Origin of the sequence: Pseudomonas sp. gcc21 (genome assembly GCF_012844345.1) — a bacterium.
GTDB lineage: Bacteria > Pseudomonadota > Gammaproteobacteria > Pseudomonadales > Pseudomonadaceae > Halopseudomonas.
This window is the reverse complement of record NZ_CP051625.1, coordinates 973,807-986,660: the sequence shown is the minus strand read 5'-3', so window position 1 is coordinate 986,660 and position 12,854 is coordinate 973,807. Positions and strand designations below refer to the sequence as shown.

General features: G+C 58.9%; 10 protein-coding genes. 3 read left to right on the top strand and 7 right to left on the bottom strand.

What is annotated here, in order from left to right:
• Positions 1-103 precede the first annotated feature (103 nt).
• The 3 genes from HG264_RS04685 (at position 104) to HG264_RS04675 (ending at position 4,134) form a co-directional block, all read left to right on the top strand.
• Positions 104-2,038, top strand: coding sequence for a putative nucleotidyltransferase substrate binding domain-containing protein (locus HG264_RS04685; RefSeq protein ID WP_169409007.1), 1,935 nt, complete (start codon positions 104-106; stop codon positions 2,036-2,038).
• Complete coding sequence (locus HG264_RS04680) at positions 2,035-2,751, top strand: PolC-type DNA polymerase III (protein WP_169406568.1); 717 nt, start codon at positions 2,035-2,037, stop codon at positions 2,749-2,751. The genes HG264_RS04685 and HG264_RS04680 overlap by 4 nt, the downstream gene beginning before the upstream one ends.
• A 144-nt stretch (positions 2,752-2,895) precedes the next feature.
• Positions 2,896-4,134 carry an OmpP1/FadL family transporter gene (locus HG264_RS04675; protein ID WP_169406567.1) on the top strand — a complete coding sequence of 413 codons (1,239 nt, stop codon included), beginning with the start codon at positions 2,896-2,898 and terminating at the stop codon, positions 4,132-4,134.
• 34 nt (positions 4,135-4,168) lie between these two features.
• On the opposite strand, the gene HG264_RS04670 is transcribed toward HG264_RS04675, so the two are convergent.
• From HG264_RS04670 to HG264_RS04640, 7 genes are read right to left on the bottom strand one after another with little or no spacing between them, the layout of a single operon-like run.
• Positions 4,169-5,410, bottom strand: a complete 1,242-nt coding sequence (locus HG264_RS04670; protein ID WP_169406566.1) for an MFS transporter — start codon at positions 5,408-5,410, stop codon at positions 4,169-4,171.
• Positions 5,403-5,786, bottom strand: coding sequence for a hypothetical protein (locus tag HG264_RS04665; protein WP_169406565.1), 384 nt, complete (start codon positions 5,784-5,786; stop codon positions 5,403-5,405). Before HG264_RS04665 ends, HG264_RS04670 begins: the two co-directional genes overlap by 8 nt.
• The gene (locus HG264_RS04660; RefSeq protein WP_169406564.1) at positions 5,786-6,409 is read right to left on the bottom strand and encodes a GNAT family N-acetyltransferase; all 624 of its coding nucleotides are present in this window, start codon (positions 6,407-6,409) and stop codon (positions 5,786-5,788) included. Before HG264_RS04660 ends, HG264_RS04665 begins: the two co-directional genes overlap by 1 nt.
• Positions 6,402-8,210, bottom strand: coding sequence for an IucA/IucC family siderophore biosynthesis protein (locus HG264_RS04655; protein WP_169406563.1), 1,809 nt, complete (start codon positions 8,208-8,210; stop codon positions 6,402-6,404). The genes HG264_RS04660 and HG264_RS04655 overlap by 8 nt, the downstream gene beginning before the upstream one ends.
• A gap of 3 nt (positions 8,211-8,213) precedes the next feature.
• The gene (locus tag HG264_RS04650) at positions 8,214-9,554 is read right to left on the bottom strand and encodes a lysine N(6)-hydroxylase/L-ornithine N(5)-oxygenase family protein (RefSeq protein WP_169406562.1); all 1,341 of its coding nucleotides are present in this window, start codon (positions 9,552-9,554) and stop codon (positions 8,214-8,216) included.
• Positions 9,547-11,331: an IucA/IucC family siderophore biosynthesis protein gene (locus tag HG264_RS04645; RefSeq protein WP_169406561.1), complete on the bottom strand. Its 1,785-nt coding sequence runs from the start codon at positions 11,329-11,331 to the stop codon at positions 9,547-9,549. The genes HG264_RS04650 and HG264_RS04645 overlap by 8 nt, the downstream gene beginning before the upstream one ends.
• Entirely contained in the window at positions 11,328-12,836 is a 1,509-nt protein-coding gene (locus HG264_RS04640; protein WP_169406560.1) for an aspartate aminotransferase family protein, read from the bottom strand. Before HG264_RS04640 ends, HG264_RS04645 begins: the two co-directional genes overlap by 4 nt.
• Between the last annotated feature and the right edge of the window lie 18 nt (positions 12,837-12,854).

Sequence of the window (12,854 nt, the reverse complement as noted above, 5' to 3'; positions counted from 1 at the left end):
AGACTTATGTCGGTGCCTACTTAGGTAGACCTAGACTTAGGTCGGATGGGAGCCCGCCGGCCCCCGCGGCAGACTCGCAGAACAACCATGACAGGCCATGTCGATGACAAAAGAAGAAGCCTTTTCGCAGGCGGGCAAAACGGCGGTCATGCAGAACGTGCATGGCACCATGGCCTTCCTGCAGAGCTACCCGCCATTCAACGCCATGGAAGCCAGCCATCTCGCCTGGATGGTCGAGCACTGCCAGCTGCGCTTCTATGCCAAAGGCGAGTCGATTATCCGCCCGCAGCAAGGCGTGGTGCAGGACTTCTACGTCGTCAAACAGGGCCTGATTCGCGGGGAACGATTGGTCCCCGGCCAGCCAACGCCTGACACCACGTTCGAGATCGGCGTGGGTGAATGCTTCCCGCTGGCAGCACTGGTCGGCGAACGTGCCACCCGCACAGAGCATATCGCCAGCGAAGACTGTTTTTGCCTGACCCTGCCGCGTGTTCACTTCGTCAAACTGTTCAAGCTATCAACCGTGTTCCGCGACTTTGCGCTGCGTGGCGTGAGCAGCCTGCTCGACCAGGTCAACCAGCAGGCGCAGACCCAAGCGGCCGAACAGCTGGGCGAGCAGTATTCGCTGGAGACCAGACTGGATGTACTGGCAACCCGGGCGCCTGTCACCTGCCAGCCCGATACGCCGGTACGCGAGGCGGTAAAGCGCATGCATGAGGCCAGCGTCGGCAGCATCATCATTACCGATCCAGGAACGCGTCCGCTGGGCATCTTCACGCTTCGCGACCTGCGCGCCATGGTCGCTGACGGCGGTGTCGGGCTCGACGCCGCCATCAGCGAAGTCATGACCGCCTCGCCTTTTCATCTATCGCCGTCCCACACTGCATTCGATGCCGCGATCGCGATGACCAGCCGTCATATTGCTCATGTCTGCGTGGTCCGGGACGACGAGCTGGTAGGTGTTCTTTCCGAGCGTGACCTGTTCTCCCTGCAACGTGTCGACCTGGTGCATCTGGCACGCACCATTCGTCAGGCCCCTGACGTGGACGCATTGGTAGCCATGCGGGAGGATATTCGGCGCCTGGCTGAAAGCATGCTGGCGCACGGTGCGTCCTCTACCCAAATTACACGGATTATCACGCTGCTCAACGACCACACCGTGTGTCGGGTGATCGAGTTGTGCATCGAACAGCATGGCGATCCGGCTGTACCCTTCACCTGGCTGGTCTTTGGCAGCGAGGGCCGGAGCGAGCAGACGCTGCATACCGATCAGGACAACGGCATTCTGTTCGAAGCCGACTCTCCGGCTCAGGCCGAACAGTTTCGTACGCAGCTGCTACCTCTGGCGGATCGTATCAACCATGTCCTCGCCCGATGCGGCTTCACGCTGTGCAAGGGCAACATCATGGCCAACAACCCCGAGCTGTGTCTGTCGCGTACAGAATGGGCCGAGCGTTTCGACCGGTTCATTCGCACCACCACACCGGAAAACCTGCTTTCCTCATCGATCTACTTCGACTTCCGAGTGATCTGGGGTGATGCGTCCGGCGCGCACAGACTGTTCGAGGCAGTGCTGGACAAGGTCGCAAGCAACACCCTGTTCCAGAACCGCATGGCCCAGAACGCGCTGATGTTCCGCCCTCCGATTGGTCGGTTTCGCGACTTCGTACTGGCACGTAGCGGCGCAGAAAAAGACACGCTTGATCTCAAAACGCAGGGTTTAACGCCCTTTGTGGACGGCGCCCGGCTGTTGGCACTTGCCAATGGCATCAGCGAATGCAATACGCTCGAACGATTCCGCCAGCTGTGTGATGCCGGCGTGATCGAACCGCTGGATGCCGGAGCCTATGAAGAGGCTTATCACTTCATTCAATTGACACGTATGCAGCAGCACCAGAAGCAGGCCCGGGCAGGTGAACCCTTCAGTAACCGAGTTGACCCCGACACGCTGAATCACCTGGACCGCCGCATCCTGCGTGAATCCTTTCGCCAGGCCAAACGTCTGCAATCCAGCCTGGCGCTGAGGTATCAGCTATGAGTGCGCTGGCCTGGCTGCCAAGACTGCGCGCACCCAAGCTGACGGAAGAGCAGCAGGAACGCCGCGCCGCCCTGCCCCCCGCGCAGCCCTTCGATGACACGCCCTTGCAGGACACCCGCCTGGTAGTACTTGACCTGGAGACCAGCGGACTGAACGTGCACCGGGACCTGATACTATCCATCGGCGCGGTCGCCATTGAACAGGGCGCCATCCATTTTGGGGAACAGTTTGAACGGACTGTATTTCGTCCCAACCACCAGGTGACCGAGACCGTGCTGATCCACGGCATTTCGCCCAGCGCCATTGAGCAAGGCGGCGCAGCGGCCACGACCTTGCTGGATTTCATGGAATTCGCAGGCGAGTGTGTTTTCCTCGCCTACCACGCGCCCTTCGATTACCGAATGCTATCCCGCGGCCTGCGTCTGGATCTGGGGCACAAGCTGCGGCACAAGTTTGTCGATATCGCCGAGCTGGCGCCGATGGTCTGTCCCGAAGCTGAACTCAACCGCGCCTCACTGGATGACTGGGCAGCCTATTTCGGACTGAACAACAGCCAGCGCCACAACGCGGCGGCGGATGCGATGATAACCGCCGAAATAACACTGATTTTGCTGAGTAAAGCCCGCGCCCAGGGCATTGTGACCCTCGCCGACATGCACACCCGACTGGGCCACTGGCGTCACCTGCGGCAAGCTCGCAGCGGCGGCATCTAGCGCATGACTCTCCGGTCATATCCGCGCTAGAAGCAGCATGATTCCTGCCATTGGCTGCACGTTCGCCATTAATTTCATGACCTCTATGGCTAATCGATAAAAACCTTGGTAATTTCCGCGCCTTCATTTATCCCGGAGTATCGGATGAAAAAGTCTGCCTGGTTCAAAACTACCCTCGCTGTGGCGATCGCCACCGTTTCCAGCCACAGTCTCGCCAATGGCCTGACCATCAACGAACAGAGCGCCAGCAGCATGGGCACTGGTTTCGCTGGTCGTTCCTCATCAGCCATCGATGCCAGCACCGTGTTCGGCAACCCAGCCGGCATGTCCAAACTGGACCGTGCCGAAGTCAGCGGTGGCTTCGCGGTAATCGACGCCAGCACTGACATCAGTGGCGGAGACAACGGACGCGGCACAAACGACGGTGACATGGTCCCGCTGGCAGCCATCCCCTTCGGTTACTACGTACGGCCGCTGAACGAGAAGATGCATTTTGGTCTGGGCATGTACGCGCCCTTCGGTGTGATCAGCGACTATGAAGACGGTTTTGCCGCGCGTAACCACGGTCTGTACAGCAAGGTACAGGTCGTCACCCTGCAGCCGACCCTGAGTTATCAGATCACCGACCGGGTATCGGTGGGTTTCGGTCCGACGATCAACAAGATCGACGGCAAGCTGACCAGCAATCCTTTGACGCCAGTCGGTGAACTTGAAGTGAATATCAAGGGCGACGATGTTGGCTACGGTTTCAATGCCGGCGTGTTGGTTGATGTCACCGACAAGCTTGCTTGGGGCCTGACTTACCACTCGAAAGTCGACTATGAACTGGAAGGACGCACCCGTATTACCGGTGCGCCCGCACCCGTTGGAATCAATGGTAGTTACGATGCCAAGCTGGACTTCACATCCCCCGAATCGGTCGATACATCTGTTACTTACCAGCTTGACGATCAATGGACTCTGCACGCAGGGACTACCTGGACGCGGTGGAGTCAGCTGCAAGAAATCGTGGTCGATAACCGAGGCGTCACCGGGCCGTTCGCTGGAGCCTTCACTTCGATTGACGAACAGCTCACCTGGAACGACACCTGGTCCTTCGCTTTCGGCGCTGCCTACCAGCTGAATCCGCAGTGGGTGCTGCGTACCGGTTTCGCGCTGGATGAATCCCCCACTACCGACGCTGACCGTACTGTCCGCATCCCGGTGGGTGATCGCAAGATTCTGTCCCTGGGTGCCGGCTGGAACGCTACTGACGATCTGACTGTGGATTTTGCCTACGCCTATCTCCGCGAAGACAAATCAGAGGTCAACTACGACGACTACAGCGCCGAGTTCCGCAATACAGCTCATGGCCTGAGCACTCAAGTAACCTACCGCTTCTGATGTACCGAATACGCCCCGCTCTGTCGGGGCGTTTTCATATTGCCCGCTCCAGATTTGGCTCGCCGACGGATTGCGATGTTTTCATCAGTTGGGCGGTCAATATCACGCTCACCACGGACGCCGCGCCCAGCAGCGCAAAGAACCAGCCATAACCCAACGGCTCAGCCAGAAAGCCTGACAGGGATGCGCCAAGAAAGTAGATCAGCAATTCAAAACACACCAGCACGGTGAAATCCGTTGCGGTCTGATTCTCCGAGCATTGCGCCATGAAATGCGCGTACAGGGCCGTCATCGTCAGATAACGGATAGCCAGAATACCCAGCACGCCGAAGGCCAACAGCCCGTCAGTCACCGCTCCCAGCAATAGCATGGCGGCTATCAGTCCATACATGACGCTTCTCAGCCAACCGCACACCAGCAGCCAATAAACCGCACCGTTACGCCGCACCAGCCAGCCGGCGCTGATCGCAGCCAGTACTCCTACCCCGGCGCCGAATACGGAAAACAGTAAACCGATGTGCGTCAGGGACCATCCCGTATCCACCAGCATTGGATTAAGCATGGCCATTGCCGGCGCCTCCACCGTCCTGAACACCAGTATTACCAGCAGCAGACGGCGAATGTCCGGACGAGCCAACACGCGCGCCCAGCTTGGCCGGTCCAGGCGAGCAGCCAGCGTGGGCGCCGGGCCTTCACGCATCTTCAGTACCGCCAGCATGGTGAAGCCAATCAATGCCGCCACGCCCAACACAGCGGTCGTCCAACCGTAGCGCTCATACAGCCAAAGGCTTCCGGCGCCGCCCATCATGCTGCCGAGCGCAACGCCGACACTTTGCGCGCTGCTGGAAAAACTGTGCTGACTGCGCGCTACCGCTTCGATTGCATAGCCATCTATCGCGATATCCTGCGTAGCAGCCAGTGTCGATATTGCCAGTGCGATCAGCACAAACGTCAGAATGCCTGCGCCAGTACCCACCGAAGCCAGCAGTAGAAAACCTGCCAGCACGGCGAGCTGCGTAAAGACTATCCAGGTACGCCGCTTGCCCAGTCGCGGAACGTAGAAGCGGTCGACATAGGGTGCCCAGAGAAACTTTAACGCCCAGGGCAGAAACAACAGCGACAGCATACCTATCCAGCGCAGATCAACTGATTGCTCACGCAATATCGCCGGCACCGCAACGTTGAAAAAGTACAGCGGCAACGAATGCGCCAGATACAGCACCGTGATGGTGGTCAGCGCCAGGCCGGGAAACGCCATGTTTGCAGTATTACGCATTACATAACGCGAGACGCTGCGTTGCCCAGTTCAGCGCCTCTCGCTCGTCCATGGTCACGAAATAAGCGAACGGCCAGGCCTTGTGCATTGATGCAGAATCCAGCCTGTTCAGCTCGTCCGGCGAGCCAGCGATGCGCGCCAGCCCTTTGCAGTGCGCCAGCAGTGCGGCTTTGCTGGCTTTGAACCAGACGGCCTGCAGCTGCCGATATCCTTCGGGCAACTGAACCTGCTCGGATGAGGACGCAATGACGGTGAAGGATTGCTCGCGCGCCAGCATGTTGCTCATTTCATTCAACCAGTCGTTGAATTGCTCTGTACTGATGTTTCCATCAAAGCGGATGCGCACGACCGGCCAGCCACTCTGGACCACGGGCATCAGCGTTCTGCTCCCACTTGCACGCCAAGCGCGCTTGCTTCCCGCGGATAGGTCGCTAGAAACCGGGCGCGCTCGCAAAAATACAGCATGGCTGTTTTTTCCGGCATATGAATCAGCCCCTGGGATTCATAGCACAGCGCTTCGGCGACCACTTCGTAGGCTTTAACGCTATGGTCCGGCTCGCCAACGATCCTGCGCGCCGGGCTGTACTCGAAGATGAAGTGCGACAGCATGCGAACGATCGGCCGTAAGTGGCCCTTGCCGAATGCCGAGAGCTCACCTATCAGCAGATGCCAGCCGAAATCGTCAACCTCAGCGGGATAATAACGGGCAAGCCGATCGCGGGCCGCTTCGTAAATTTCCGCGTAGCCCACCCATTGTCCGTCCACACTGATCAGATACAGCCGCTGATGATCATCGGCGAGCATCTTTTCGAAATGCACATTCAGCTCGGTCATCGGCTTGTTCAGCTGCCACTGCGGAACGACGTGTCCGGCGTGCATCCAGCGGTACAACAGCGGCATATCCTCAGGGTAGCGAACCTGACGCAGCCCTATGCAGGTGTGCTGATAATCGTCCAGCTGATACTGGTCCGGAAGCTGCGAAGAGCGGGTATCAAGCATGGGCAGTTTTTCCTGTGCGGGCCGGAAGACTCCAGCGTTTCAATACGTCCCGGTTGATCGGGTTGGGCATCATGTTCAGTACCACCGGCTCTGGCCGCTCGGCTGCGTCGGCATACCCGCGGGAGAACAACCGCACACGGTTCAGGCAGACCTTTTCGAAGGCCGGACGCTGCAAGGCAAACCGCTGTATGCGTTCTTGCAGCTGCGGATGGGCTCGATGAAATTCATCAACCACATCAGCCAGCAGCTGCCAGAAAGCCACCTCGTCTTTGCCGAAGTCCGTCGTGAAAATAGCGCAGATAAAGCGGTAGTGAACGACAAACAATCCGCTGAATACGAAATGCGCCAGTTCCGCTGCCGGCAGCCGGTTCAGCACACTGGCTTCAGGCGGAAGTGTCTGCAGTTCGGGAAAGGCTTCCTCTACCAGGCAGACGTCATCGACGAAATCCTTCAGCACCATCTTCTTCGGTACGCCGCCTTCATGAACCAACAGGCTGTTCTCGCCGTGGGCGGAAAAAGCCACTCCGTAGCGATAGAGCCAGTGCAATAAAGGCGGAACGCAAACGTGAAAATAAGCGCTCAGCCAGGCTTGAGGTGATAACCCGGAGCGGGATATCAATACCTCCAATACCGATCGACCCTTGCCATCGCGGTGCACCAGGGCGGCCTGGGTAATTGCCTGTTCGCCGCTTTGCAGACGGGGCTCGACACTTTCACGCCACAGGCAGCCAAACAGCTCACGGAACTGGTACGGCGCGCCTTCGATTGCGTCAAATGCCGGCTGGCTAACGGTAACGGTAGCGACTTCGCCGAGCAGAACCAGGCCGCTTTCACGCAGATAATGGTCACTGGCCAGCATCTCCTGCAACCAGGCAGTCACAGCCGGCGCTGCCTTGTTACGGTCATTAGGCAGGCCGCGGTAAACGGCTGTATTAAGGATGCTCAACGACAGCTTTATGTAATGCCCTGCCGGCCGCGAAGCATTGCTGAATGTCCGTATCGATTGCATCGGCAAATGACGCTCACCCGTACTGCCAAGCAGAATAATGCGCTGCGCTGCAATGTCCCCAGCGTAGGATGGCAGAATCCAGTCATGCCATTGCCAGGGGTGTACCGGCAGTAGGAAAAACTCATCCGGATCAACCCCCGTTTCAGCCACTTGAGCGAAAAAACGACTGAGGGTTTGCTCATCCAGCTCTGACTGATAAAGCCGCGTCTGGCTCCACTCGCTGGTGCTGTTGAACTGCGCCAGATCCCGGTGCACCGCAACCCAGGGCAGCGCGAGCGAGGTCCGCCGCTCGGGAGCGTAGGTCAGGTAATCCTCGTAACCAAATCCGACCCGCCCCTTGCTCATCACAATCCAGGGATGGCCGCGCATCACGCCCTCAACCTCGCTGGCAGACAGCTCGATTATCTGATCACTGGGCAATTGCGCGCTTGCCAGCAGATGCGCTTCGGCCAGCCGGGTATTGTTCAATTCGCGCACCAGATGCGTCAACGTGAACGGCTGGACATTCACATGCGCGCCAATGGCAAGGATGAACGCGTTCAAGTCCGAGGCCGGCTCGTTATGTCCCTGCACCCGCGCTGACCCCGGTTCCACCAGCCAATGCCCGAGTTGATAACGCCGGGCGCGGAAGTGGCAGACCAGCTCACCAAGCCTCAATAGATAGGTGCCATCGGTCAGCTTTTGGGGCTCGATGATTTCTTCATAGCTGAACTCGGCAATCAGCATTTCGATCAGGCGCTGCCCTGCCCCGCGCCAGTCCTCGTAGCCGATTTGTAGTTGTGCATATTCCACGATCTAGATTCCCCTGGCCTGGATGGATGAAACAGTGGCGCAGCTGCTGCGGCTGGTGGCAGGCGCGCCAAAACGCTGGAAGCAGTCTGCCCGACCCAGCTGGAAGCGTTCATACCCCAGCAATTGATTGGCTATGATCGCCGCGCGGTGCGCGCCCAATCCAAGATCGGGCGCGCCGACACCGTGGGTGTGTAGTTCGGCGTTCTGTAGAAACAGCCGGCCGTTCGCCGAATGCAGCGCCTGGTAATGCTCGTCGATAATCAGCCTGCCGTGCTGGTCGAGCTCAAGACAGGACTGCAGGCCCTCGACACATCCGGGCAACGCGTGACGATAGCCAGTGGCGGCCACCAGATAATCGGTGCTCAAGGTAAATTCGCGGTGCTGATCGAGTTGTTTGAACTCCATGATGATGCGACCTCCATCAAACCGGGCTGACAGCAGTTCGCTGTGCGCGGACAGGGCGACGTGGCTCTGGGCGCCCCCGACGGTGCGGTGGTAAAGATCTTCATAGATTGACCGGATGGTCTCAAAATCGATGCCCTTGTAGAGCAAGCCCTGATTGGCCAGAAGTTGGTCTTTCCTGCCTTGGGGCAAGCTGAAAAAATGTCGGGTGTAGTCAGGTGAAAAATGTTCCAGACCCAGCGGCGAATACTCCATGGGAAAGAATCCCGGCGAGCGGGTTAGCCAGTTCAATCGAAACCGTGGATCTTCATAGGGATCTAGCTGACGCTCGAACAGGTATTGAAAAGCTTCAGCAGCCGACTGGCCGGAGCCGACTATGCTGACATCCCCCTGCTGGTGTTCATGCATGCGCGGGTGAAATTGGCTGGAGTGGAAACAACGATCCGGGTGCGCGGCGGCCAGCGCCTGCAGGCATTGGGGCAACGCCGGCGCCGTTCCGGTGCCCAGTACCAGGTCACGACACTGGAAATGTTCAAGCTCGCCGCGGTTCATCACCTGGACCTCAAAACCCATGGGCAACGCATGAATCGCCACGACTCTGCTGGCAAACCTCAATCTCTCGATCTGCTTGCTCGCCCACCGGCAATAGTGATTGTATTCGCGTCGGGGGATATGCATGTTTTCAAGAAAATAAAACCGGTAGAGCCGGTCCTGCTGTTTGAGGTAGTTAAGGAAACTGAACCGGTTGGTAGGCTCGACCATGGTGACCAGATCGGCCATGAAAGGCACCTGCAAGGTGGTGTTCGGCAATAGCATGCCGGCGTGCCAGGCAAACTCCGGCTGCTGCTCGAACAGCAGATAATCAAGTGAATCAGTGTCTTCCAGCAATGCCGCCAGGCTCAGATTGAACGGGCCGATACCTATCCCAATGAAATCAAGCACTGGCTACCTCCGTTCGGGTTTCACGCAAGGGGTTGCGAACCTGCACATACACGGACTGCCTGTCCAGCGGCGCCACCAGCTCGTCGAGCCCATGCAGCCGCGTCAACAGGTTGCCCTTGAATGGCAAGGTGTCGTGGCTCAGTAAGGCCTGTATCAGGCCGGGGTTGAGCTGCCGGTGCGCATGCAGAAATTCTCGCAACCGGTAGAGTAAACGGCCTTCGTCAACCAGACCGGTCCCGCCCAGGGCGCCGATCAGACCGAACAGCGTGTTGCCGAAGAAGTAATAGATGAAACGCTCCTCGACAAAGGATTCCGGGCCCACCGAATCGGCCTGCATGCCCAGTTCGGGAAACTGCGCAAGAACGCGCCCGGCCCGCTCGCGAATGTAGTAAAAGCCCTGGTTGTCGCGGAGCCAGAACCGCCCCGGCCACAGGTCGTCCAGCTCAAGCAAAGTATTCTGTTGGTGCGCTTCGAACGCCATGCCGTAGCGGGCATACAACGTCAGCAAGGGCCCAACGGCAATATCCAGAAAGCGCTCCAACCAGCGCATGGCAACCAGCTCGGCCGGTTGTGCAGTCCGCTGTACCAGCGCACTCAGGATGCTATGCAGCCGACCTCGTCCGGTGAGCGGATGATCCTGGCACAGCGAGGCCATGCAGGTAATCTGCTGGTAAGCGGTAAAGGGGTTTTCCCGCAGGATGCAGATGGACTCGCTGACGAGCTGCCCGTTGAGCTTGATACCCAGCCAACCCGGGTCGTTCAGAGCTGCCAGGGTCGGAAACTCTTCTTTCAAAACGACGCCGAATGCACTGCGCCAGAGGCGGCAGCTGATCTCTCCGCGCAGGCATTCATGCGCCAGGTTGATGCGCACTGAGTTGGTGATGGCGACCGATAGCGAGGGCTTGAACATCCAGGGTGCATCGCTGACGAGCGTGCGCACCGAGGTAGTCGGGTGCATGGTCCAGCCGAATGCGCCCAGGCTGATCGCCTGGCTGGCGGCGGTGAGTTGACGCCATAACGGTTGGCCCATCAGAAAGCGCGCCTGCCAGGGATGCAGGGGAAGTAGTTTCCATTGCGGATACTCCGCCATGGTTTGCAAGGCGGATGCGGGTACTGCATCCGCCTGCAGCAAGCTTTTACATAGCAGAGAGCTGATATCGCCTTCTTCCGCGTGCCCTTCGGCCAGAATATCGGGATGCACCAACCAGAAATGCAGCGCGAATTCGCCTTGGGTTTCAGGCGAATAGCGCAGAAATTCGTCATGCATGAAGCCCTGACGGCTTTTCGACGCAGGATGCATGTTATGCCCGAGCAGCAACGCCTGTTCCGACTGCTTGAAGCTTTGTTGCAGCTGCGTCAGCTCATCCAGCCGCTCGGTACGATGCTTGAGAAATACGGCCAGCGCATCACGGCTCTGTACCCAACGTTCGAGCAATCCCGACGCGTCCAGGTTGTTCTCGGCGTTGTGCACGACATCTTCGAGAACCAGCGCGGCCAGCGTAACCGGGCTGGCCTGACGCCATTGGTAGTCGCGCCAGATGCACGGCAGCGAAGCGAATCGATGGCGGCCGACGCTACTGGCGTACTCCAGCGGCACTGCCACGGTGATGCTGAATGGCTCCAGACACAGCCATAACAGCGTGTGCTTCCCACTGAGCGCCAGCTGGGCACGGGTCTGCTCGTCGACCGGAATCAGGCAGCCTCGCCCGGTTTCCTGCAGGTAGGCATTGATCAGCTGTTGCAGGGCGATGCGGTTGGCAACCGCTACCGCATTCATGCCGAAGCCTCCAGGCTACTGGCGAGCCCGGCATGCGCCTGGGTGGTGATCATTTTCAGCAGCGCATCGATATCCTCCAGGATGCACAGCGGATTCAGCAGCGTCAGCTTCAGGCATACCTTGCCGCCCAGACTGGTTACGCCGATATTTGCCTTGCCTGCATTGAACAGCGAGTCGGCAAGGTTCCGGTTCAGCTCATCCAGCCGCGCCCGCTCCAGGTTCGGGCTGGCAAAGCGGAACAACACGCTGGAAAGTTGTGGCTCACATAGCAACTCCAGATCCGGCATTCCACGAATGCGTTGCGCCGTCTCGCTGGCCAGTTGTATGGCATGTTCAATCAGCGCGCCAAAGCACTCGGTACCCAATGCATCGAGACTCATCCAGAGCTTCAATACATCCGCGCGGCGGGTCGTTTGTAGCGAGCGACCTACCAGATTGGGAATGCCCTGTTCTTCGTCGCTTTCAGAGTTCAGATATTCGGCCTGACAATGGATGAACCTGAAGTGGTCGTCATCCCTGAGCAAAAAAGCCCCACAGCTGATCGGCTGCAGAAAGTGCTTGTGAAAGTCGATGGTGATGGAATCAGCCCGTTCCAGTCCGGCCAGCCAATGGCGGTAGCGTGCAGACAGCAGTAACGCCCCGCCCCATGCCGCGTCCACATGCAGCCAGATATCAAACCGCGCGGCCAGATCAGCCAGCGCCGGCAAGGGATCGATAGCACCGGCGTCCGTAGTCCCTGCGGTTCCGACGATAGCGGCAATGTGGTCGCCAGCGCCAAGCAAACCATTGATGGCGCGCTCCAGCTCGACCGTGTCGATCTGGCCGGTTTCGGTGGTTCGCACAGCCACGACCGATGCCCAGCCCAGCCCGAGCAGCGCCATGTTCTTGCCAATGGAAAAGTGCGCCGCCTCTGAACAGAGGATTTTGATTCGATGTGCGTCCGGCGGGAGCCCCTGCTCGCGTACCGAGCGCCCCCATACAGCCTGCACCAGGCGATCCCGCGCCAACAGCAACCCCATCAGATTGCTCTGCGTACCGCCGCTGGTAAAAATACCCGCATCGCCTGGAGGGTAACCGACACGACTGCGCAGCCATTCGATGAGCTTGAGTTCCATCATTGTCGCAGACGGGCCCTGATCCCAGGAATCAAGACTCTGGTTGGCTGCGTTAATCAGCACTTCTGCGGCATGGCTGATGGTCAGCGTTGGACAGTGCAGGTGCGCTGCACACCAGGGATGATGCGGCGCGACGGCGTTGGCCAGAAACAGATCGGCCGCGTGCTGAAGGGCGCGACAGTTGCCAGCGCCGGAACCTGTGAAATCTGCTGAAACCTGCCCGGCGAGGTGTTCAACGCTACAGCCTGAATACATCTGCCGACGCCCCAGCCACTGGCATGCCTCATCGACCGCCTGCTGCATGACCGCACGGTATTGCGCTATCGAGCTGTTCTCACCACTGAGTACCAGCTGCTCGGCGCCGGCGGGCAAGCTTTCGTCTGCCTTCATGTTCGTCCCGTCTGTCTG